Consider the following 20,535-nt stretch of genomic DNA (forward strand, 5'->3'; position numbering starts at 1 on the left):
TTTTATGTGCAGGAAAAGGGAAAATAAAAGAAGGAATACTCCCAATCACGAAGGAAATAGAAACAAATAAAGGCTTAATTCAATGCTTAAATAGGATTCAGCTGTCTGCGTGCATGCTTAAGGGCAGTGCGAAGGCCTTCTTCTAAGGTTGGATGATAGAACGGTTTAGTCAGGGCATCATCAATGGTGAGTTCTTCTGAAATTATCCAAGCCAGCAAATGCGCGAGATGTTCTGCTGATTCTATAAAAAAGTTTAGACCTTAAATTAGTCTTATTGCTGGAATAATAATTCTTAAAAAGAATATGTGAAAAGTAAATGGATTTAAGTGCGTTAATACGCTGTAATTTGCCGAATTTACCAATAAAAAAAGAACCAGATTGGCTGGTTCTTTTTTATTGCTTCGCTATGTTAAGCAAATATATTGCAGGCGGCAGAGGCAAGTACCCATAAAATAGCTAGAGCAATAACAGGTTCAACTATTTTTGACCATACTGGAATAGCTGGAGCTGCATCTTCCTGTTCTTGATGTGTATGTTGGCTTACCATTTGATTAAACTCCTTCATTGATTCTTCTAATGATAGCTCATCTTGAGGGATGGTTTTGGAGCCTTTTAATTCCGAAAGTTTATTTGTTGACCAAACCCAATCATTCGCTTGGCCTGATAAATGTTCTATTTGACCAATGAGCAACTCATTGATGCTCTGCAGCGAGTGATTGCCGGTATCATGCAGCTGTTTTAATTCTGTCAGCTGCAAGCGAAAAATTTCCGCAGTGACGGCTTCCAATTCAGGCCGAGCAAGGCTGGACAAGTTTTCTTTAGAGGTGGTTAGATGCCTTGCAACTTCTTGGATATAGAGTTCATCCGGTGAGGTAATTTCCTGATAGACTTTCTTATCATTTGAGCGCCATTGGCTGATCAGTTCACCCAGTGTTAATGCATTGATTTCTGAAATATGGCGGCGTTTATCTTCTGTGGAGTGCTGAGGAAGAAGCTCAGGCTTTTGAGTTTCTATTTGTTCTGCAAAGTACTGTACTAAGTCAAAAGCCATGCTGCTGCTCCATATTTATTAATCTAATAGCCTTAAGCTCGGTTTTTTCTTCGGCTGTTCATTTTTTTGTTCAGTGTCTGATTTTAAAGCATCTTCGGTGTTTTGGATATGCTGATATTCATCTGGATCGAAGAATAAGCCTTGGCCGTTCTCGCGCGCATACAGCCCAAGCACTGCTGAAAAAGGCACGTATAAATCACGTGAAACACCGCCAAAGCGTGCGGAGAATGTAATCGCGTCATTGCTCATGTTTAGGCCGTGCACAGCATGCGGCACAATATTCAATGTGATTTGCCCATCCTGAATGAACTGCTCAGGAACCATTGTATTCGGCTGTGTGGCGTCAACTAAGAGATAAGGAGTGAGCTGGTTATCACAAATCCATTCATATATCGCGCGGGCCATGTAGGGGCGTGTTGGGCTAAGATTTAATTCTTGTTCAGACATAAAAAACTCAATTAATTCGACAATAACGCACTGTAGCGGTTTTTTTCCTGCAATGTCATGGATTTTACAAAAGCAGGACGGTTAAAAATACGTTGACAATATAAGTGTATAGGACGGCAATGCTGCGGCGGCAAATGAATGCCCATCGACGGCAACCTAAGAAAAACCGGTGCCAGCATACAGTCTAAAATACTGAAATGCTCTGACATGAAAAATGGAAAATGCTGGAACAGCGGCGTTAATGAAACCAGTGTGTCCTGCAGTTTTATTTGGGCTTTTTTTTGCGCAGCTTTATTCAGGGTATCTGAATCGCGCAGCATAATATCTGCAAGTTCCAGCCAATCCTGTTCAAACCGCCAAATATATTGACGCTGTTCTGCCCTTGGGGCCGGCGCATCGGCATACAGTTTATTTTGCCGGTAACGGTCATCGACATATTCTGAAATAATGCTGGTTTTAAACAGTTTCAAATCATTTTCTACCAGCATCGGAAGCTGGTTGTATGGATTTAAGCTGGCTAAGTCTTCGTCGTCTTCATCGGTCAAAATCAAAGTGTATTTGATTTGCTTTTCTGCAAGTACATAACGGATCCAATGCGACCGAAAATCATCTGCATGGCTATACAGCGTGATTCCTTGAGGAGGTGCGGGTTCGACTGACATAAATCCTGAACAACGTCTTTAGAATAAGATAGGATACTAAAATTAGAGGATAAAATCACGGATCCGTTTGGGAAATTCGAAAAATGGCTGATTTTTGTCATAGTGAATGCTGATTGCGCTATTCGGAGTGCTATTTTTGGATTATCACAGGTATTTTTACATTGAGAGGGATGTGATTTTGCAAAATTACCGCGGACATTTTTAGAGTGATGCTGTATACCGCAATTCATGCTGGCTGATAGGTTTTTATATTTTTATATAGCAGATTGAATTGAAAGCGTTTGGCTAAAATAAAACGGCCAGGCATAAAAAAGCCTTGGATAAACCAAGGCTTTTTGTCCGATTCGGTAAACGGATTAACGTTTAGAGAATTGAGGACGTTTACGAGCTTTACGTAAACCAAGTTTCTTACGTTCAACTTCACGAGCATCACGAGTAACGAAACCAGCTTGACGAAGAGCAGGTTTTAAAGTTTCGTCAGAAGCGATCAACGCACGAGTAATACCGTGACGGATAGCGCCAGCTTGACCGCCGATACCACCACCAGCAACAGTGATGTAAAGGTCATATTTTTCAGTAGCTTCTAAAAGCTCTAAAGGTTGATTTACAACCATACGAGCAGTTTCACGACCGAAATATTGTTCAAGTGTACGGTTGTTGATTACGAGTTTGCCTGTACCAGCTGACAAGAAAACACGTGCAGTTGCGGTCTTACGGCGACCTGTACCATAATTAGTAGCCATGTGCTGTTATCCCTTAGATGTCCAAAACTTGTGGCTGTTGAGCAGCGTGTGGATGCTCTGTACCTGCATACACTTTCATTTTCTTGATCATTGCATAACCAAGAGGACCTTTAGGTAACATACCTTTAACAGCTTTTTCTAAAACTGCTTCTGGTTTGTGAGCGATTAACTTTTCAAAGTTAGTCTCACGGATACCACCAGGGAAACCAGTGTGGCGATAGTATTTCTTATCGTGAGCTTTTTTACCAGTCACAGTAATTTCTTCAGCGTTAATAACAACGATGTAATCGCCAGTGTCAACGTGAGGAGTATAAGAAGTCTTGTGCTTACCGCGTAAACGACGAGCGATTTCAGTCGCAAGGCGACCTAAAGTTTTGCCAGAAGCATCAACAACGTACCAGTCGTGTTGAACTTCAGCTGGCTTAGCGCTGAGAGTTTTCATTAAACCACTACCTATTATAGTTGGTTTGGACTATGGAATCTGTCCAAACAAAAGGAGACGCGATTCTAAACGAAAACGTGAAGAATCACAAATGAAAATATTAAATTTCAAGCGCTGTATTATAAGGCGCTGTCTAATATTTGACTAGTGTTTTTTATAGAAATCTCGATCTTCTTTCATTTACGAATATTCGTCATTTAAATTCACCAGATCTTGCTGAAATTAAAAAAAAATGGCGCGTACTCAAAAAATGCAGCTAGGCGGTTTTTTGAGTTTTTTTACTTCTATTATTAAAGTCTAACCGCAGGAATATTCCTTGGTATGCCTGCTTGTCCAGTCAAATTCAGCTATTTGGAACCTCTTTATGTTTTAGCGGCTATGTCATGGGCGCTGGCATTTATTTTAATTTTCACCGTTGATCTTTCGATGAGCTTTAATTCTCTGCTGCATTCATAATCGTTCTGCCGGTTTTGATTGCCTAGTTTTGTGGCATGCGGGTTCTGTTCTCACAAGATTAAAAATATAAAAATCAACGGTAATTATTTTATAGATTCAGTAAAATAATCACACTGAAATTAATCCTTCAAGGTCAGCCATGCTTCCTTTATATATTACCAGCGGTGAACCGGCGGGTATTGGTCCGGATATTTGCCTGAGTTTAGCCGACCGTATTGATGAGCGCCCGGTTGTGGTGCTGATTGATAAGCAGATGCTGCAGAAGCGGGCTGAAATTTTAGGACAGCCGATTGAGCTGGTTGAGTATACCGGACAGCAGGCCTCATGCGCTAAAGGGCAGCTGTATGTCGAGCATGTGCCTTTGGCTGCTGATGTTGTTTTGGGACAGTTGGATGTCAACAATGCGGCCTATGTGTTAGAGCAGCTCCGCCGTTCGGCAGAGTACGCCATGACAGGACGGAGTGCCGGTGTTGCGACAGCGCCGGTTCAGAAGTCCATTATCAATGAGGCCGGGATTCATTTCAGCGGCCACACTGAATATTACCAAGAGTTTGCCGGTGTGCCGCGTGTGGTGATGATGCTGGCAACCAAAACGCTGCGTGTTGCGCTGGCAACAACACATTTGCCCTTGCGTGAAGTTCCGGACGCTATTACGGCAGAGCGCCTGCATCAAGTTATTGATATTTTAATTCATGATCTGAAAACCAAGTTTAAAATTGAGCAGCCGCGTATTTTGGTTTGCGGCCTGAATCCGCATGCAGGGGAAGATGGCTATTTGGGCATGGAAGAAATTGAGGTGATTAATCCTGTGCTGGAAAGCTACCGCGCAAAAGGGGTGAAGATGAGCTTGAGCCTGCCTGCTGATACCTTATTTACTCCAGAAAACTTAAAAGATGCCGATGCGGTTTTGGCGATGTATCACGATCAGGGTTTACCTGTGTTAAAATCTCAAGGATTTGGTGAAGCCATCAATATTACGCTTGGCTTGCCGTTTATCCGTACCTCTGTTGATCATGGCACAGCACTCTCCCTTGCCGGCACTGGACTGGCAAAAAGTTCAAGCTTGCATGTCGCTGTCGATTTAGCGCTTGTCCTTGCGCGCCATTGATTCACTCATTCAGTTTCACGTTGGAATTCTTTTATGTATCAAATTAATGCCTTAAACCCAAAAGATGAAGGGCATCACACGCGTAAGCGTTTTGGTCAAAACTTTTTGCATGACCAACGTGTAATTGCCAAAATTGTCCGTTCTGTAAATCCGCGCCCAGGCGACAACGTGGTTGAAATTGGCCCTGGCTTGGCGGCTTTAACATCGCCTTTAATTGGTGAATGCGATGCTTTGACGGTAGTCGAGCTGGACCGTGATTTGGCGGCTGGCCTGCCGGGCCGGGTGCCGCATCCTGAACGCTTAACCATTATTGAAGCGGATGCCTTGAAATTTGATTTTATGTCATTGTTTCACGAAGACCGCCCGCTGCGTGTAGTTGGCAACTTGCCTTATAATATTTCCACACCTTTGCTTTTCCATCTTTTGGAATTTGGCGCTAAAGTCAAAGACATGCACTTTATGCTGCAAAAAGAGGTGGTGGACCGTATTACAGCATCTCCGAATACTAAAGAATATGGCCGTTTGTCGGTCATGATTCAATATTACTGTAAACCGACCTTCCTGTTTGAAGTGCCGCCAGGCTCATTTAACCCGCCGCCAAAAGTGACATCGGCGGTATTCCGTTTAGAGCCTTATGCGGTTAAACCGATTATTGCTAAAAATGAAAAAGCGCTGGCGCGTTTGGTTTCACATGTCTTTACACAGCGCCGCAAAACGCTGCGCAACAGCTTAAAAGGCATGCTGGCTGACGAAGGTTTTGAAAATGCTGGGGTAGACCCGATGGCGCGCCCAGAAACGTTAAGCCTTGCTCAGTTCGTCGCTTTAGCCGATCAAATGGTGGATGCATAACATGGCGCGCGAAAATATCCGATATAACTATGTTATTGGTGATGTGCAGGGCTGTTTTGAAGCTTTGAAACTGCTGCTGAAACACATTCAGTTTGATGCAGATCAGGATTTTATCTGGTTTGCCGGTGATTTAGTCGCGCGCGGTGAAAACTCGATTGGCGCACTGCGCTTTATCAAAAAGCTGGTAGACCGCAATGCCGCGGCTACCGTGCTGGGCAATCATGATCTGAATTTACTGGCGGTTGCCCGCGGCATTAAAGAGCTGAAAGAGCAGGATAATACTGCTGATGTCATTCATGCATTGGAAAGTGACGACCTGATTGATTGGCTGCGCAAACAGCCGCTGTGCCTTTTTCCTAATGCACAAACGGTGCTGACCCATGCGGGCATTCCATGCAATTGGACGGCCGAGCAGGCTGGAGCGCTAGCCCAAGAAGTGGAAGCGGTAATTGGCCATGAAGACTTTGCTGTTCTCGATGATTTTTTAAGTGAGATGTACGGCAAAAAACCAGCGCTTTGGTCTGATGATTTGCAGGGCAATGAGCGTCTGCGGTGCATTACAAATTATTTAACCCGCATGCGTTTAACCGATGCTGCAGGCCGGATGGAATTCAGCTTTAAAGATGCATTGGATGAACCCATGCCCGAAGGTTTTCTGCCGTGGTTTGAATTTGAATCGCAGGCGGCGAAAACCCATCAGATTTTCTTCGGCCATTGGGCGGCTTTGCAAGGCAAAACCATTTCTGAACGCATTCAAAATGTAGATGGCGGCTGTGTATGGGGCAATCAGCTGATTGCTTACCGTTTAGAAGATCAAGAAATTTTCCGTGTGGACAATCCTGTGTTTTAAGCAGAGCCGCGGGGATAACATCATGAGCAATAAAAAAGCCGCAATATTTTGCGGCTTTTTTCTGAAAAAGGATTAATCAAGGCGCAGCCAAGTTTGATTGCGGCCTAAGGTTGAAACCCCCATATAAGCGCGCATAGTTAGGCGTTTGCCTGTTGCGTTCAATTTGACTTTTGCATCATAGACTTTACCTGCAAGCGGATCGATAACACGGCCCTTTTCATAGTTGCTGGTGCCATCTACATGCTTTAAGCCTTTTAAAATTTCCATTCCTAAAATAGGCTGGTTTTTATAAGGCGCAGGGCAATCATTGCAGGTTTTTTGCGGTGTATAGCCAGGGCGCGGCGTAATTTTGACAATTTTACCGGTATATGTGCCATTGTTTTCTTTCTGAATTTCAATAATGGCTTTGGGTGAACCTGTTTTATCATCTATAGATTGCCATGTGCCAGTTAAATCCTGTGCCAGCACTGAACCGCTGAACACTGCGCCAAGCAAAAGGAGCCCCAATTTAAAATTACGCTTCATAAAATTCCTAAATGATTCGTCACAAAATAAACATGCAATGACATCAAAGCCTTAATCTTGGCGAATCCACGTTTGTGTGCGGCCAATAGCTGAAATGCCGATATATCCCCTCAAAAGCAAGCGTTTGCCATTGGCTGACTGCTTGCCTTTCAAATTGTAGATTTTACCTGTAAGCGGATCAAGGATTTTACCGCCTGAGTACAGATTTTCACCTTCAAATTTCAAGTTTTTAAATACATCCAGACCGAGAATCGGCTGATTGGTATATGGCGCTGGGCAATCCACGCATTTTTCACGCGGGGTATAGCCGGGGCGCGGGGTAATTTTGGTGATTTTGCCAGTAAATGTACCAGCCGGTTCTTTGCGTATTTCAATCAGTGCTTTAGGGGATCCGGTTTTATCATCAATTTGCTGCCAAGTTCCCGTAAGGTCTTGAGCATAAAGCGTCGAGCTGAGTGAAAGTAAGCCTGCGAATGATGCCCATATCATATTTTTCTGCATTTTTATTCTTCCTTTTATCGCCTTCAATTCAATTGCTGAATCTGATTTTATGGTATGCAAGATCAACATGTTGCGCAACTGCATTTTATCAAAAGATTTTTAAAACCTGATTTGAATAAAAAGCAGCTGCGGGATTACAGTTAATCGTGACGTATCCAGGTCTGGCTGCGGCCCAATGCCGAAACACCGACATAGCCGCGCAAAGTAATACGCTTGCCGTTCGGGCTTAATTTGGCTTTGGTGCTGTAAATTTTGCCTGAAAGCGGATCAAGGATTTTCCCGCCGGAATAGTTGTTTTCCCCAGTTTCTTTTAACCCCGTCAGTACATCTAAGCCGAGAATCGGCTTATTGGTATAAGGCGCAGGGCAGCTCACACAGGTTTCTTTAGGCGTGTAGCCTGGGCGCGGCGTGACTTTGATAATTTTAGCCGTATAGCTGCCATTTGATTCTTGACGGATTTCCAATACAGCTTTTGAAGAGCCTGTTTTGTCATCAATATTTTTCCACAGCCCCGTAATATCATCGGCCCAAAGCATGCTTGAAAAACTGCTGAGCAATACTGTCGCGGCCAATTTAAATTTTCCCATCAAAATCATCCTTTTTTAATATGAAAAACGTTCATTGATCATATGCTGAATTTTTATGCAAAACAATTATTTAAAAATGATTGCTCAGTCACATTTTTTGCAGGAAAAAGATAAATGACGGCAGCCAAATGGCTGTGAAGACGGCATTCACCGCCATGCCAAAGGCAGCGTAGCGTCCTGCAATACTGCCGCGCTGCCATGCCTGAGCGGTGCCAATAGCATGCGCAGCCAGCCCTAAGGCTAAGCCGGATGCCCGTTCATCATTGATGTGGCGCAGGATTAATGGTGAGAAAGCGGCGCCAATCACACCGGACAGGATCACAATTAAGATGACCAAAGGCACCGGCGAATGCAGCAGCGTCGCTATATTGATGGCGATAGGGGTGGTGACGGCTCTGGTTGCGAAGGCCATAATGGTCGGATCGGAGAGGTGAAGCAGGTATGCCAGCCCCATTGGTAAAGCCACAGCGCTGATGCTGGCAAAGACTAAAATACCGCCCACCGCTTTTAAGGGCAAATCATCATAGCGCATTGCCGCTAAGGGAATAGCTAAGGCCACAGTGACATAACCCAGTAAATTGTTGAATAGCGGGTTCACTTGCGCCATATAGCTTTCATAAGGAATGCCGAACAGATACAGCATGCCGATCACAAAAAACATGCCGATGACAATGATCGGGATTTGCGGCAATTTTTTATTGATTGGCTTTGCCACAAGATAGGCGATCAGCGTGATGAAGAATCCGGAAAATATTGCAAGCATGTTGATTCTCCTACAGCCACTTCTTGGACATTTTTGCGTAAACCCAGAGCGGGATGAGGGTGCTGATGAACAGGACAACTAAGAACATCGGAATTTCATCGCCCAAATGCATCAGCATCAGCAGAGAACCGGCGCTGATCGGTAAAAATGCAAAAGCGCTTTCTTTCATGATTTTGTTGTTGGTATCGACTAAGCGCGCTGGAATTTTTTTGAATTTTCTCCAAAGTGAAAGCACGATCAGCAGGCTGATGAGTCCTGCTAGATTGCCCAGTTCCGGATGGCTGAATTGCTTCATGACCCAGACGGCACCTTCACGGAAGATAATAATTAAGGCGATTGTGCCTATCCATGCTTTCCAGTCGACGCGCTTGATCCAGTCCATTTTTGATCTTTCATTAAAATTTTACTAATCACGTTTTAACCGATTTAGTCCTTGATTTCAAATTCTTCAAGCGGTTTTTGAAATAGACTGGCGCGTTCACCTAAAATTTCCGCCATAGGCAAGTGCGCTTGTTTGATCAGCTGTTCCAGTTTATGCGGCGCCATAATCACATGCAGATGCAGGTTGCCTTGATCATCATAATTTTCAGATTGAATCACATTCAACTCGTACAGCTGGTTGCGCAGCTTGCCATATGCCGGTTTTAAATTCAGATCAAAACTTTGAATATTGCCCATCAACAGTTCATGCACGGCCTGCTTAAGCAGGTCTAAGCCTTGCTGTGTATGGGCAGAAACATAGACGCGGTCGGGCTGGTGCGGGGCTTTATAAATAATTTTGGCCTGTTCGCCACTGACATCAATTTTATTGTATACCCGCAATACCGGTACATCGGCGCCAATTTCTTTGAGCACTTTCTCTACGGCTTCAATCTGCTCCAGCATATCCGGGCTGCTGGAATCAATTACATGCAGCAGCAAGGTCGCTTCCACAGTTTCTTCCAGCGTCGCTTTAAATGACTCAACCAGTGAATGCGATAAGTTGCGGACAAAGCCGACGGTATCTGCGAGCACCAAATTGCCGATGCCGTCCCAGTTTAAGCGGCGTAAGGTTGGGTCAAGCGTGGCAAACAGTTGGTCGGCGGCGTAAACATTGCTGTCTGCAAGCATGTTGAATAGCGTTGACTTGCCTGCATTGGTATAGCCGACTAAAGACACTGTTGGAACAGCGGCTTTTTGGCGGGCCAAACGGCCTTGCATACGGGTTTGTTTAACTTTTTCAATTTTAGCGTTCAGCTGCCCCATGCGGATCCGCAATAGGCGGCGGTCAGTTTCCAGCACAGTTTCACCCGGGCCGCGCAAGCCGATGCCGCCTTTTTGGCTGTCCATATCACCGCGGCTGCGGATTAGCCGGGATGACAGATGTTGCAGCTGCGCCAGTTCAACTTGCAGCTTGCCTTCGTAAGTGCGCGCGCGCTGGGCAAAAATATCAAGAATCAGTTCGGTGCGGTCAACCACACGGCAATGGATAATTTTTTCTAAATTACGCGCCTGAGCTGGGGTCAGCGCATGGTCAAAAATTACCAAATCTACTTCGCACTGTTCTGCCAGCGCTGCAATTTCTTCAGCTTTGCCAGAACCGATAAACAGCTTGGCATCCGGCTTGATGCGCTGTGCATGAATATGTTCTAAAATTTCAGCGCCTGCAGATTGCGCCAGCAAATGAAATTCTTCGGCATCTAAATCTTCCAGCATTTGTACTGAAACACTGACTAAGATGACCCGTTCATGGCTGTGCTGCTTTAAATGATCCAATCTGCAAAAACTCCTGCTTAAAACGCTATTCTAGGCGAAAATCAGCCGGAGCGGTGTATCGCATCATTTAAATTGTGCTGTAGAAAGCATGCGCAAACAGCACCATCAATCCGCAATATAAAATGGATGAGCCGGCGATGAACTTTAGAGCGGTCCAATAAGGCATCTGCATTTCATTGCTGTTCTGATTGTTCATGGATTTATTCATCTGTATATTCGATAGAAATATTATTATTGATTTTTATATTCGATGAAAATGGGAAATGATAATCGTCAGCTTCGGTTTTTATGATCAATGCAAAGTCATGCGCTTCAGTATAGTATGTTAAAAAAACTGTGATTAAAAATTTAGCCGTTTTGTGACTAGTGATAACTGTATGAATCAATCCGCTGCACCGACATCTTCAAATTTAAAAGGTTTTGCCCGTTTTTCTCTGTATGTGCGCAAGGTCATTGCATCTATTGGCGCGGTCATCGAAGGCTTTTATCTGGTGTATTACTACCAGCTGTATAAAAACCCGAATAATCCAGAAAATACCCGCTATGTGCAGTATTTTTGCCGAAAACTGTGCAAAGTCTTCAACATTGAAGTGCAAGTGCATGGCGAGATTCCCCGTCATCCCGCATTATGGGTCAGTAATCATATTTCTTGGCTGGATGTAGCTGTGCTGGGCTCAGGCGCGCGGGTGTTTTTTTTAGCCAAAGCAGAAATTGAAACATGGCCTTTGCTGGGCAAACTGGCAAAAGGCGGCGGAACTTTATTTATTAAGCGCGGTTCAGGGGATTCAGTCAAAATCCGTGAGCAAATAACTGACTTTTTAAAGCAGGACAGTCCGGTCCTATTTTTTCCTGAAGCGACCACCTCGGACGGCACACGGATTAAAAAAGTTCATGGACGCCTGCTGGGCGCGGCTATTGAAGCGCAGCGGCCGGTACAAATCTGCCTGATCTGCTATGTGAATCAGCAGGGCGAGCTGGACATGGTAGCGCCGTTTATTGGCGAAATTACTTTTGCCAAGCATGTGCAGAATGTGCTGGAAATGCCAAAAGTAACTGCGCATCTGATGGCGCTGCCTGCAATTGAGACTGCAGGGCATACGGTAGACAGCTTGACGCAGGAAGTGCAGTCAAAAATGACTGAAGGGCTGGTTCAGTTGCAGAAGAAGGCATTATCCAATTCATCCGCAGACTAAGCTTTAGCCAAGCATTGACGCGCTTGGCGAATTCAGCGCTTTATTTTACATAAAGCCTTCAGCGGGAAACCATGAGATGATTTTGATACCGGCGCGCTGCCACCATTTCATTTTAGGCTCTTTGTAGTAAGTTCGGGTCTGTCCATTTTCCAGTTTAATTTTCCAGTTAATGCGCTGATTTGCGCCTAAAACCAGCTTATAGGCATATTTGCTGAGATTTTCATCCATGGTGGTGTGTACGGCCCGCGCTAAAGAGGGGCTGTTCAGCAGTACGCCAATTTCGGTATTTAAATAGGCGGAACGCGGATCAAAATTGAAGGAACCGATAAAGACTTGTTTTTCATCCAGCGCCATGAGTTTTGCATGCAGGCTGGAACGGCTGAGTCCGGTTATGCTGACTTTGGCTTTGCTGGCCAGTTCATCTGTATTGATATTTAAATTTTCAGCATTTGGATTGGCCAAAAACTCATACAGCTGCACATCATTTTCCAATAAATCCTGCCGGTATTTTTGATAAAACGCATGCACCAGCGGCACATCATTGGCCTTATAGGAATTGGTCAAGACCCGAACCTGCACGCCACTGCTGCTTAAATCCTGCAGTCGTTTCGCGCCGTGTTTTTCCGGAACAAAATAAGCCGATACAATATCAACACTTTGTTCCGGCTTGCTTAAATGGTTCAGCAGCTGAAAATTAAGATGTTCTTCTTTTTTTGCTTTGGCTTTAATTTTACTTGGCGAGTCTTTGACAACTTCCGCTTTTACCCAGTCAAATTGAATTTGATTGTTCAGCCATTTGTCAAAAGAATGGGAACGGTTGGCCAAATCGAGATAGTTCTGTACGGAAATTTCTTGGTTGAATTCATCCAGCTGCTGTTTCAGCCCTTCAAAACGCAGGGTGTAGTGGCGCGGATTGACCAGCTGCTTAACCGGGAAGGCATAGTCATCATTCCAGTATTCATCAAAAGAATGAATGATTTCATCGGAAGCGGAGCCGACCAGCATGACATCGACATCTGAAAATTGATAATTGTCGCTGAAGTTATAATATTGATTGCTCATATTGCGCCCGCCAATCAGCGCAATCTGATTGTCGGCAATAAAGCTTTTATTGTGCATGCGGCGGTTGATGCGCTTGAGGTTCAGCAGCATGTCCATGGCGCGGTAATGCCTGAACCGGTAAGGGTTGTAAAGCTTGACTTCAATATTGGCATGCTGATCCAGCGCCAGATAAATGCCTTCCATTTTTTTTGAATTATTGTCATCAATCAGCAGGCGGACTTTTACCCCCCGGTCCGCAGCCTGAATAATGGAATGCAGCGCCATGGAACCGATTTTGTCATTGTCCCAAATGTAATACTGCAAATCTAAAGATTTTTCTGCCTTATTGATGAGTTGCATACGGGCTGCCAGCGCTTCCAGCGGATCATACAGCACGTGGTAACCGGTCAAGCCTGGGTTTGCATTGCGCAACGGCAAAACAATTTTTGCCAATTGCGTTTCTTCAGTCGGCGTACTGAACGCATATTCCATAGGCTGTTCTGTTTGCTTGGGCAGCGTAGAGCAGGCTGGGAGTCCCAAAATCACACTGCAGCTCAGCGCAATAACTGCCGGTTTAAAAAAAATCAGCGGTTTTGCAGCGCCAGCAATTTCATTGGCGTTATGGGGGGGATTTGTCATGCGGGCAGAAAATCAAAAAATTAGAATTGAGTATAATTGCCAGCTATGAAAAGATAAATATGAGGCCGGTGAATTCCGACTGATCAATTTGTTGAGTATTCGTATGTGGGATCAAAATTCCGTTGTGATTTATTTTTATATTGGCATGGGACTGCTGGCGCTTTGGGGGATTTCTCAGGCTTGGCTAAGCCAATCGCGCACGGAAACCATCCATCCTTTTAAAGCTTTTGTGCATTTGCTGGCATTCTATTTGTCTTATTTGCTCATTCCGCTGTTTTTTTTCAGTATTTATGCCGGCTGGAGCGGGTACTATTTTCCGCATGAAGCGATTTTCGTATTTTTGGTCAGTGGCATATTCTGCTATGCGCGCTTTATTGAACCGCATTTCATTCAGCTGAAAACGACGCGCTATCAGCTGAATGACGATAAAAAGTTGCTGAAGCCCGTAAAAATCGCTTTGGTTGCCGATTTGCATATCGGGCTTTTTTCGGGACATGAGCGTCAGTTAAAGCTGATTGTCAAAAAACTGAATAAGGCCCAGCCGGATTTAGTGGTGGTGGCAGGGGATTGGACGTATGAACCTGAAAATAAATTGGCGGAAGAGCTGGCGGTTTTAAAAGAGATTCAGGCGCCCGTATATTCGGTCAACGGCAATCACGATGAGCAGTACCCTGGACCGCCTATTCAAACGCTGCTGCGGCATGCGCTGCAGAGCAATAATGTGATGGATATTGAAGGGCAGGTAGTCGAATTCAATGAATTCAGACTGATTGGCATTGGCGATTTATGGGCAGGCAAGGCGGATATGCGCTTTATGCCGGAATTGCCGCAGGATAAGCCCTGGATTATTTTATCGCATAACCCAGATACCGTAGACATGGTGCCGGTATTGCCGAGCCGGCCGTTAATGCTGTCAGGACATACGCATGGCGGGCAGGTTGAATTGCCGTGGCTGACGGATTATGTGATGAAAAAAGTCTCCATTTTAGGCCATAAAAAAGGCCTGTATCAGCATGAACATGCCGATGTCTTTGTGACGGTCGGCACGGGCATGGTGGGCGTGCCTTTCCGCTTTAGGGTGCCGCCGACAATTGATATTATTGAATTAATTTGATTTTATTGCTTGTTTTGCAGACTTATTTCACATTATATTAAAGTGGTTAAACGCAAAGTTTAAATGAAGCGGCGGCGTCATATTTTTACAGGGTGTGAACATCTGCTGCTTCTAAACATCAGGCTTTGACACAAAGCATTGTGAAGAATAAGAGTAGAACAATATGTCAGAATTTCATAAGGAAGTTGGAACGTTATTCGGGCTCTCTGAGCAGCAGGCTGCACAGCTGGAGCAGGGGTTAAATCAGCTGGCGCAAGACTTTTCTGCAGCTGCTCAAGTCGATGATCAGGCTTTTTCTGCTGATTTTTATCAAAAATTTAAAAAGCTGGCCTTGCAAAATGGCCTGCTTGACAGTGATTTAGAATCTTTGGTCGGTGTTCTGTATTTCACCGAAGATCATCAGCAAGTGACTACATTCATTGTGCCCAGCTATTATAATGCTGGCGGTGATCGTGATGTGTTTTCAGATACTTATCAGCTGATGATGGATGACTTAAAGAAAGCGATTTAAGCGCGTTTAATAATTTTTGCCCTCAAAGCGACATAAAAAAGCCGGATTTATATTCCGGCTTTTTTATGTGCATGATGATCTTAGATTTGATTGTTGACATCATCATTTTTAGTTTCACGGATTGCGAGGAACGCAAGCAATGAAAGAATTGACGCAGCTGTCAGGTAGTAGCCTACAGCATATAAGCCATAGGTTGTCGCCAGTTTAGTGGCGATTAACGGCGCAAAAGACGCACCGAAAATGCCGGCTAAGTTAAAGGTCAATGCAGAGCCTGTATAGCGTACAGATGTCGGGAAGATTTCAGACAGTACAGTCCCGATCGGGCCGTAGGTTAAGCCCATGATTGCCAATCCGGTACATAAGAACAGGAACACCACAAGGGTGCTGCCGGATTCAAGCATTGAAGAAAATACTAAGCCAAAGAGCGCAGATACAATGCAAACGGCGATGGATGTTGCTTTACGGCCAAATTTTTCAGCAAAGATTGCAGAAAGCGGAATAAAGGCGGCAAAACAAAAGGTCGCAATCAATTGCAGTTTCAAGAACTCTTCACGGGTATAGCCCAGTTTTGAGGTTCCCCATTGCAGTGCAAATACAGTGGTTAAGTAGAACACCACGAATGTACAGATAGCTGCAATGGTGCCAAGAATCAGCATGCCCCAATGTTTGGTCATGACTTCTTTAAATGGAACATTCACTTCTTTTTGCTTATTCAGCACTTTTTGGAACGCAGGGGTTTCATGCAGTTTCAAACGGATCCACAAACCCATAATCACCAGCAGGGCGCTGGAAATAAATGGAATGCGCCAGCCCCACTGCATGAACTCAGCTTCAGACATGAAGTGGCCAAGTGTCAGAAATGAACCGGTTGCCAGAATAAAGCCGATAGGCGCGCCCAATTGCGGGAACATGCCGTACCACGCACGTTTGCCTTCAGGTGCATTTTCTGTAGCAAGCAGCACAGCGCCAGACCATTCACCGCCTAAGCCTAAACCTTGCCCTAAACGGCACAGCGCCAGCAATAATGGCGCGGCAATGCCAATTTGCGCATAAGTCGGCAATAGGCCGATACATACGGTAGAAACACCCATGGTCAGCAACGCAGCCACCAAGGTCGCTTTACGTCCAATACGGTCGCCTAAATGGCCAAATAATGCAGCGCCAATCGGGCGGGCAATGAAGGCAATGGCGAAGGTCGCTAAAGACTGAATGGTGGCCGTAGTTGGATCTGTACTGGCAGGAAAGAACAGATGCGGAAAAATAATTACGGCAGCAGTGGCGTAAATATAGAAATCGAAGAATTCGATTGTTGTACCTACAAGGCTGGCTGTAAGTACGCGGAATTTTGAGTTGGCCGCCGGCTCTTGAGCTGCAGCAATATTTGTTGACGCCATAATAGACCTTACACTTACTAAAAATAAAAAAAACTTAGTTTTAAAAGCGCAATCTTTTTAAAAAAGGCGTAATTTCTTAAAAAAACAACAGCAATCTTCTCAATTCGACTCGCTCAGGGTCACTGAAATAAAGAATGAGATGATTAAATCACGTAAAGATAGATAGACAGGAAGTGTGATCCTGCTCCTATCAGTACAAAAATGTGCCAGATAGCGTGCGTATATCTTACTCTTTTTAGTGCATAAAACAATGCGCCAATTGTGTATGAAAGGCCGCCAATGATCAGGTAGGTTAAAGCTTGAGCACTGAGGAAGCGCTGCATGTCATCAATGACCAGCAGGGCAAGCCATCCCATCACCAAATATGCAATTAAAGAAATTTTCTGGAAGGAGTTAATGAATATTAACTTGAATAGTGTTCCAATGATGGCAATAACCCATAAAGCAATCAGCAAGTAATGCGCTTTAGGGGTTGGAATGGCAATGGCCAAAAAAGGCGTATAGGTTCCCGCAATTAAATAATAGATGGCCGTATGATCGAGCTTTTTATAAAAATAGCGCCGGTCTGCGGTGACAGACATGTGGTAAAGCGTAGATGCTGAGAATAATAAAATCATGCTCAGCGCATAGACCCAAAGTCCGAACCATTGACCTGCGGGAAGATATGAACCTTTAATAATTAGAAAAATGCCTGCAATTACGGCGAGTACCGCACCCGCGCCATGACTGAGAAAATTCATCCGCTCTTCAAACGGATCGTAATCTGGAACCAACGGAGCGTTGTTGTTCATTTAATGGCGCTCAATTAAAAATACAAGTGTATAGTAATTCAATTTTGCTTTTAGCGTAAGAAGATTTAAACTTTAGCTGCAATTCTACTCAGGTTCTATATATGTCTGCTTCGGCTTCGTTCTTTCCACAGGAACAGCAATTTCTAGATGCGTTTCAGCAAGCCGTTGAGACACAGCGTTTTGAGCGTCTTATCCTTAGCCAATATAAGGGTGAGCTCGAACAATTGGAAAAAATAACCTTAAGAACCATTTCACTGCAGAATGAAACTGTTCTCAGCTGTTTATACCGCTATAAGACTCAAGATGTCACCAAGAATTATCCATTAAAAGAAGCGCCTGCGCTGGTATCCGAGCTTTTGCAGTGCTGCCGGCAAGCCAATTTATTTACTCTGGATGACGAGCTGCAGCTGAAGAAAAATAAGAAAAAAGCCATGCTGAATATCAGTAAAAACCAATCAGCATCTAAAAAGCAGGCAGAACAGCAAGAGCATGACCGCGCCAAGCGTCGTTACGTCGATCAGAACAGTCCCTTTTTACAGTCTTTAGGGATTACTGATGCCAAAGCGCAGATTGTTCCCAGCATGGCGCGGAAGTGGAAGCAGATTAATAAATTTGTAGAAATCTGTGCGGGCGCGCTGGAGCAGATTCAGCATGAAAATCAGCCTTTATACGTGGTGGATTTCGGTTCGGGCAAAGGATATTTGACCTTTGCGCTGTATGATTATTTGGCGAAACATGTGCAAGCGCCATTTGTGACAGGTGTAGAGCTTAATCCTAAAATGGTGGAGTTTTGCCGGCAAATGGCGGCAGAAGCGGATTTCAATCAGCTGGACTTCTTTCAAGGCGATGTGCGCACTTATGCGCCCAAGCAGCTGGATGTGATGATTGCGCTGCATGCCTGCGATGTTGCGACTGATTTTGCCATTCATACCGGTATTCGATTAAATGCGCAGATGATTATGTGCGCGCCATGCTGCCACAAAGAACTGCGCCCGCAGCTGCAAAGCCCGAAAGTGCTCGCGCCGATGCTGCAATTCGGCATTCATGCCGGCCAGCAGGCTGAAATGCTGACGGATACTATTCGCGCATTGCTGCTCAAAGCATACGGTTATGACACTAAAGTTTTTGAGTTTGTGGCGCTGGAGCATACCAGTAAAAATAAAATGATTTTGGCGGTGAAACGCAAAGATTACCAAGGCCCGGATCAGGAGATTTTGGCGCAGATTCAAGCCTTAAAAGAGATGTACGGTATTCAAAAACATTCTTTGGAGTTGCTGCTGAACAATCAATGGGATCAGCAGGATATAGGCTGTAAGTGCTGATGGAGAGACGTATGCAGCAGTTTCAAATTCTTTCAGGGAATTGGGCGCAATTTGAGCAAGCCGCGAAATTGATTCGTGAACAGGTGTTTATTCAAGAACAGCACATCGCTCCAGAAGATGAGTGGGATGCAGAGGATGCTGCATCACTGCATTTTATTGTCTATGATCAAGCTCAGCCGATTGCTACAGCACGCCTGATGAACAGCAATAGCATTGGCCGTGTGGCCGTGCTGAAAGCCTATCGCGGCAAAGGCATTGGCAAATTGCTGATGGAGGCGGTGATTTCACAGGCACGGATAGAGCGCCGTGAATTTTTAAAGCTGTCATCGCAAGTGCATGCCATCTCATTTTATGCAGGATTGGGGTTTGCAGCGGAAGGCGGGGAATATCTGGATTGCGGTATTGCGCATATTGATATGCGCATGAAGCTCTAATCAAACATACGTTAGGGTAAAGCATGCCTGGCAGATTGCCATATAAATCAGCATAGGCTTTTGATTATCTAGCCGTTTAAAAGGTTGTTTTTATTAGTCCAAGCATGATGCAGCACAAAGCATAAAAATGCGCTGAATAATCAGCGCATTTTTTATATGTATTCGTCAGCGGTTCTGAGATTAGTGATTCGCCGCAGGTTCATGCTGCATATCGTTCATATGCGCATGCTCGTCATTGGACATGTGCATATCAGATGCTGAAGGATTCTTTGCCGCGTCGCGCGCTTCTTTTTGCTTTTGCGCCTCAGCTAAATCTTCTTGAGACATGGCAGGCGCATTTTTAAATGCATGCTGCTGGGTATTTTCTTTTTTCTGCTGGCTTGGCATGTAATCGGGTTCATTGCTGACAGCAAGCCAGAAGAAGCCCATGAATAACGCGCCCAAAATACAGAAGATAATTAATGCTTTCCAGCCCCAAGGTGATTTTTCAGGAGATGAATGGTCTGTCATAACAGCATACTCAATCGGATAAAAAGAATTCACAAATATTGTTACTTTATAACATGAATTAGCGCGTGATGGGGAAATTATCAGATAGTCATGATTTTTTTATGGTTTTATCTATTCCTAGAAAAAAGGCGGAAAATTTTACTTAGCGGATGAGGCGGACAATTTCTAAATAAATGGTACTGCAGGCAAACCCAGCCATCATGATTGCGGTTGCTCTGAGCAGCATGCTCAGAGCGCTTGGACTGCTGAGTAAATGTTTTATTTTGACTGCGCTGAAGATATACAGGCTGCCGGCAGCCAGTAAGGTCACAATGGTCAGCAGCACAACTGAGATGAGTACCTCAGGATGCAGTGCCGCCGTGCCTAAAATAGACGGAACCAGCGCCAAGTAAAAAGAGATGGTTTTAGGGTTGGCCAGTGTGATCAGCAAGCCTTCTTTATAGCTGGATGAGGTGCTCGAGGTATCCTTGGACAAATTGAAGGACAGCGCAGAACTCCAAAAACGGCAAGCCAAATACAGCAGATAGGCGCATGCACAGAGAATCAGTGCAGCTGCAAATGTGCTGCTTAACGCATGTCCAAGCCAGCTGAGCCCAGATAAAACCAGTATGAGGTAAAGCAGGTCTCCAGTCACCAGTCCGGCCAGCATTTTAAGGCCATGGCTTGAACCGTGGCTGAGGGTTTTAAACAGCAGCCCGGTCATGCCGGGCCCTGGAATGAGCGCTGCAAGCATTAAAGTAAAAGTATAACTGCCGAGCAGCGTGAGTAGATTCATCGGTTATCGTCCATTGTGCAAACAGCAATATTGTTCGGTAAATAGAAAGGTGAAATTGATCTATTTATTTTA

The 20,535-nt window shown here is 44.6% G+C and carries 25 protein-coding genes and 1 pseudogene; 8 read left to right on the plus strand and 18 right to left on the minus strand.

Annotated elements, in window-relative coordinates; genetic code table 11:
* Positions 1-86: 86 nt before the first annotated feature.
* From AZH43_RS18295 to rplM, 6 genes and pseudogenes are all read right to left on the minus strand, one after another.
* Positions 87-242: pseudogene (locus tag AZH43_RS18295) on the minus strand (dihydrolipoyl dehydrogenase); the annotation flags it as partial.
* 167 nt (positions 243-409) lie between these two features.
* Positions 410-1,051 carry a hypothetical protein gene (locus tag AZH43_RS00005; protein WP_067664930.1) on the minus strand — a complete coding sequence of 214 codons (642 nt, stop codon included), beginning with the start codon at positions 1,049-1,051 and terminating at the stop codon, positions 410-412.
* Between the two features lie 18 nt (positions 1,052-1,069).
* On the minus strand, positions 1,070-1,498 hold the full coding sequence (locus AZH43_RS00010; protein WP_067664938.1) for a ClpXP protease specificity-enhancing factor: 429 nt from the start codon (positions 1,496-1,498) through the stop codon (positions 1,070-1,072).
* Positions 1,499-1,509: 11 nt separating this feature from the next.
* Positions 1,510-2,160 (minus strand): glutathione S-transferase N-terminal domain-containing protein, encoded by a 651-nt coding sequence (locus tag AZH43_RS00015; RefSeq protein ID WP_067664941.1) that lies wholly within the window; start codon positions 2,158-2,160, stop codon positions 1,510-1,512.
* A gap of 356 nt (positions 2,161-2,516) precedes the next feature.
* A complete protein-coding gene (gene rpsI, locus AZH43_RS00020; RefSeq protein WP_005007735.1) occupies positions 2,517-2,903 on the minus strand; it encodes a 30S ribosomal protein S9 in 387 nt (128 codons plus the stop codon).
* Positions 2,904-2,916: 13 nt separating this feature from the next.
* The gene (gene rplM, locus AZH43_RS00025; protein WP_005007737.1) at positions 2,917-3,345 is read right to left on the minus strand and encodes a 50S ribosomal protein L13; all 429 of its coding nucleotides are present in this window, start codon (positions 3,343-3,345) and stop codon (positions 2,917-2,919) included.
* A gap of 595 nt (positions 3,346-3,940) precedes the next feature.
* Here rplM and pdxA point away from each other — a divergent pair.
* Genes pdxA through AZH43_RS00040 form a run of 3 tightly spaced genes read left to right on the plus strand, consistent with a single transcriptional unit; the run spans position 3,941 to position 6,608 of the window.
* On the plus strand, positions 3,941-4,909 hold the full coding sequence (pdxA, locus tag AZH43_RS00030; protein WP_067664943.1) for a 4-hydroxythreonine-4-phosphate dehydrogenase PdxA: 969 nt from the start codon (positions 3,941-3,943) through the stop codon (positions 4,907-4,909).
* Positions 4,910-4,942: 33 nt separating this feature from the next.
* Positions 4,943-5,758 carry a 16S rRNA (adenine(1518)-N(6)/adenine(1519)-N(6))-dimethyltransferase RsmA gene (gene rsmA / locus AZH43_RS00035; protein WP_067664946.1) on the plus strand — a complete coding sequence of 272 codons (816 nt, stop codon included), beginning with the start codon at positions 4,943-4,945 and terminating at the stop codon, positions 5,756-5,758.
* Position 5,759: 1 nt separating this feature from the next.
* Positions 5,760-6,608, plus strand: a complete 849-nt coding sequence (locus AZH43_RS00040; RefSeq protein WP_067664949.1) for a symmetrical bis(5'-nucleosyl)-tetraphosphatase — start codon at positions 5,760-5,762, stop codon at positions 6,606-6,608.
* Positions 6,609-6,680: 72 nt separating this feature from the next.
* On the opposite strand, the gene AZH43_RS00045 is transcribed toward AZH43_RS00040, so the two are convergent.
* The 7 genes from AZH43_RS00045 to AZH43_RS19030 all read right to left on the minus strand — a co-directional run bounded on the left by AZH43_RS00045 (position 6,681) and on the right by AZH43_RS19030 (position 10,935).
* Positions 6,681-7,133 carry a DUF2147 domain-containing protein gene (locus AZH43_RS00045; RefSeq protein WP_067664952.1) on the minus strand — a complete coding sequence of 151 codons (453 nt, stop codon included), beginning with the start codon at positions 7,131-7,133 and terminating at the stop codon, positions 6,681-6,683.
* 51 nt (positions 7,134-7,184) lie between these two features.
* Positions 7,185-7,634, minus strand: a complete 450-nt coding sequence (locus AZH43_RS00050) for a DUF2147 domain-containing protein (RefSeq protein ID WP_067664955.1) — start codon at positions 7,632-7,634, stop codon at positions 7,185-7,187.
* Positions 7,635-7,774: 140 nt separating this feature from the next.
* Positions 7,775-8,221, minus strand: coding sequence for a DUF2147 domain-containing protein (locus AZH43_RS00055; RefSeq protein WP_067664958.1), 447 nt, complete (start codon positions 8,219-8,221; stop codon positions 7,775-7,777).
* Positions 8,222-8,309: 88 nt separating this feature from the next.
* Positions 8,310-8,984 (minus strand): LrgB family protein, encoded by a 675-nt coding sequence (locus AZH43_RS00060; RefSeq protein ID WP_067664961.1) that lies wholly within the window; start codon positions 8,982-8,984, stop codon positions 8,310-8,312.
* 10 nt (positions 8,985-8,994) lie between these two features.
* The gene (locus AZH43_RS00065; RefSeq protein WP_067664963.1) at positions 8,995-9,366 is read right to left on the minus strand and encodes a hypothetical protein; all 372 of its coding nucleotides are present in this window, start codon (positions 9,364-9,366) and stop codon (positions 8,995-8,997) included.
* Positions 9,367-9,410: 44 nt separating this feature from the next.
* The gene (hflX, locus tag AZH43_RS00070) at positions 9,411-10,739 is read right to left on the minus strand and encodes a ribosome rescue GTPase HflX (RefSeq protein WP_067664966.1); all 1,329 of its coding nucleotides are present in this window, start codon (positions 10,737-10,739) and stop codon (positions 9,411-9,413) included.
* Positions 10,740-10,806: 67 nt separating this feature from the next.
* Positions 10,807-10,935 (minus strand): hypothetical protein, encoded by a 129-nt coding sequence (locus tag AZH43_RS19030; protein ID WP_264753336.1) that lies wholly within the window; start codon positions 10,933-10,935, stop codon positions 10,807-10,809.
* 181 nt (positions 10,936-11,116) lie between these two features.
* On the opposite strand from AZH43_RS19030, the gene AZH43_RS00080 reads away from it, so the two are divergent.
* Positions 11,117-11,932 carry a lysophospholipid acyltransferase family protein gene (locus AZH43_RS00080; protein ID WP_067664972.1) on the plus strand — a complete coding sequence of 272 codons (816 nt, stop codon included), beginning with the start codon at positions 11,117-11,119 and terminating at the stop codon, positions 11,930-11,932.
* Positions 11,933-11,977: 45 nt separating this feature from the next.
* On the opposite strand, the gene AZH43_RS00085 is transcribed toward AZH43_RS00080, so the two are convergent.
* Positions 11,978-13,612, minus strand: a complete 1,635-nt coding sequence (locus AZH43_RS00085) for a phospholipase D family protein (protein ID WP_067664975.1) — start codon at positions 13,610-13,612, stop codon at positions 11,978-11,980.
* 103 nt (positions 13,613-13,715) lie between these two features.
* On the opposite strand from AZH43_RS00085, the gene AZH43_RS00090 reads away from it, so the two are divergent.
* Positions 13,716-14,726, plus strand: coding sequence for a metallophosphoesterase (locus AZH43_RS00090; protein ID WP_067664978.1), 1,011 nt, complete (start codon positions 13,716-13,718; stop codon positions 14,724-14,726).
* Positions 14,727-14,889: 163 nt separating this feature from the next.
* A complete protein-coding gene (locus AZH43_RS00095) occupies positions 14,890-15,237 on the plus strand; it encodes a hypothetical protein (RefSeq protein WP_067664981.1) in 348 nt (115 codons plus the stop codon).
* Between the two features lie 80 nt (positions 15,238-15,317).
* Here AZH43_RS00095 and AZH43_RS00100 read toward each other — a convergent pair whose 3' ends face one another.
* Both AZH43_RS00100 and trhA read right to left on the minus strand, forming a co-directional pair.
* The gene (locus tag AZH43_RS00100) at positions 15,318-16,631 is read right to left on the minus strand and encodes an MFS transporter (protein ID WP_067664984.1); all 1,314 of its coding nucleotides are present in this window, start codon (positions 16,629-16,631) and stop codon (positions 15,318-15,320) included.
* A 143-nt stretch (positions 16,632-16,774) separates the two neighbouring features.
* Positions 16,775-17,422, minus strand: coding sequence for a PAQR family membrane homeostasis protein TrhA (trhA, locus tag AZH43_RS00105; protein WP_067664986.1), 648 nt, complete (start codon positions 17,420-17,422; stop codon positions 16,775-16,777).
* 101 nt (positions 17,423-17,523) lie between these two features.
* Here trhA and AZH43_RS00110 point away from each other — a divergent pair, with 101 nt between their 5' ends.
* Positions 17,524-18,744: a class I SAM-dependent methyltransferase gene (locus AZH43_RS00110; protein ID WP_067664989.1), complete on the plus strand. Its 1,221-nt coding sequence runs from the start codon at positions 17,524-17,526 to the stop codon at positions 18,742-18,744.
* 11 nt (positions 18,745-18,755) lie between these two features.
* A complete protein-coding gene (locus AZH43_RS00115) occupies positions 18,756-19,178 on the plus strand; it encodes a GNAT family N-acetyltransferase (protein WP_067664992.1) in 423 nt (140 codons plus the stop codon).
* A 180-nt stretch (positions 19,179-19,358) separates the two neighbouring features.
* Here AZH43_RS00115 and AZH43_RS00120 read toward each other — a convergent pair whose 3' ends face one another.
* Positions 19,359-19,688, minus strand: coding sequence for a hypothetical protein (locus tag AZH43_RS00120; protein WP_067664995.1), 330 nt, complete (start codon positions 19,686-19,688; stop codon positions 19,359-19,361).
* A 142-nt stretch (positions 19,689-19,830) separates the two neighbouring features.
* On the minus strand, positions 19,831-20,463 hold the full coding sequence (locus tag AZH43_RS00125; protein WP_067665004.1) for a LysE family translocator: 633 nt from the start codon (positions 20,461-20,463) through the stop codon (positions 19,831-19,833).
* Positions 20,464-20,535 lie beyond the last annotated feature (72 nt).

The sequence above is a fragment of the Acinetobacter pragensis genome (assembly GCF_001605895.1).
In the GTDB taxonomy this organism is placed as follows: Bacteria; Pseudomonadota; Gammaproteobacteria; order Pseudomonadales; family Moraxellaceae; genus Acinetobacter; species Acinetobacter pragensis.

Excerpts from the sequence above, each read along its gene's own strand:
- rplM (WP_005007737.1), bottom strand. The coding sequence starts at position 3,345 with ATGAAAACTCTCAGCGCTAAGCCAGCTGAAGTTCAACACGACTGGTAC.
- AZH43_RS00115 (WP_067664992.1), top strand. The coding sequence starts at position 18,756 with ATGCAGCAGTTTCAAATTCTTTCAGGGAATTGGGCGCAATTTGAGCAA.
- trhA (WP_067664986.1), bottom strand. The coding sequence starts at position 17,422 with ATGAACAACAACGCTCCGTTGGTTCCAGATTACGATCCGTTTGAAGAG.
- AZH43_RS00120 (WP_067664995.1), bottom strand. The coding sequence starts at position 19,688 with ATGACAGACCATTCATCTCCTGAAAAATCACCTTGGGGCTGGAAAGCA.
- AZH43_RS00015 (WP_067664941.1), bottom strand. The coding sequence starts at position 2,160 with ATGTCAGTCGAACCCGCACCTCCTCAAGGAATCACGCTGTATAGCCAT.
- AZH43_RS00040 (WP_067664949.1), top strand. The coding sequence starts at position 5,760 with ATGGCGCGCGAAAATATCCGATATAACTATGTTATTGGTGATGTGCAG.
- AZH43_RS00090 (WP_067664978.1), top strand. The coding sequence starts at position 13,716 with ATGTGGGATCAAAATTCCGTTGTGATTTATTTTTATATTGGCATGGGA.
- AZH43_RS00050 (WP_067664955.1), bottom strand. The coding sequence starts at position 7,634 with ATGCAGAAAAATATGATATGGGCATCATTCGCAGGCTTACTTTCACTC.
- AZH43_RS00080 (WP_067664972.1), top strand. The coding sequence starts at position 11,117 with ATGAATCAATCCGCTGCACCGACATCTTCAAATTTAAAAGGTTTTGCC.
- AZH43_RS00100 (WP_067664984.1), bottom strand. The coding sequence starts at position 16,631 with ATGGCGTCAACAAATATTGCTGCAGCTCAAGAGCCGGCGGCCAACTCA.
- AZH43_RS00010 (WP_067664938.1), bottom strand. The coding sequence starts at position 1,498 with ATGTCTGAACAAGAATTAAATCTTAGCCCAACACGCCCCTACATGGCC.
- AZH43_RS00005 (WP_067664930.1), bottom strand. The coding sequence starts at position 1,051 with ATGGCTTTTGACTTAGTACAGTACTTTGCAGAACAAATAGAAACTCAA.
- AZH43_RS00085 (WP_067664975.1), bottom strand. The coding sequence starts at position 13,612 with ATGACAAATCCCCCCCATAACGCCAATGAAATTGCTGGCGCTGCAAAA.
- pdxA (WP_067664943.1), top strand. The coding sequence starts at position 3,941 with ATGCTTCCTTTATATATTACCAGCGGTGAACCGGCGGGTATTGGTCCG.
- AZH43_RS00045 (WP_067664952.1), bottom strand. The coding sequence starts at position 7,133 with ATGAAGCGTAATTTTAAATTGGGGCTCCTTTTGCTTGGCGCAGTGTTC.
- rsmA (WP_067664946.1), top strand. The coding sequence starts at position 4,943 with ATGTATCAAATTAATGCCTTAAACCCAAAAGATGAAGGGCATCACACG.
- rpsI (WP_005007735.1), bottom strand. The coding sequence starts at position 2,903 with ATGGCTACTAATTATGGTACAGGTCGCCGTAAGACCGCAACTGCACGT.
- AZH43_RS00095 (WP_067664981.1), top strand. The coding sequence starts at position 14,890 with ATGTCAGAATTTCATAAGGAAGTTGGAACGTTATTCGGGCTCTCTGAG.
- AZH43_RS00055 (WP_067664958.1), bottom strand. The coding sequence starts at position 8,221 with ATGGGAAAATTTAAATTGGCCGCGACAGTATTGCTCAGCAGTTTTTCA.
- AZH43_RS00065 (WP_067664963.1), bottom strand. The coding sequence starts at position 9,366 with ATGGACTGGATCAAGCGCGTCGACTGGAAAGCATGGATAGGCACAATC.
- AZH43_RS00110 (WP_067664989.1), top strand. The coding sequence starts at position 17,524 with ATGTCTGCTTCGGCTTCGTTCTTTCCACAGGAACAGCAATTTCTAGAT.
- AZH43_RS00125 (WP_067665004.1), bottom strand. The coding sequence starts at position 20,463 with ATGAATCTACTCACGCTGCTCGGCAGTTATACTTTTACTTTAATGCTT.
- AZH43_RS19030 (WP_264753336.1), bottom strand. The coding sequence starts at position 10,935 with ATGAACAATCAGAACAGCAATGAAATGCAGATGCCTTATTGGACCGCT.
- AZH43_RS00060 (WP_067664961.1), bottom strand. The coding sequence starts at position 8,984 with ATGCTTGCAATATTTTCCGGATTCTTCATCACGCTGATCGCCTATCTT.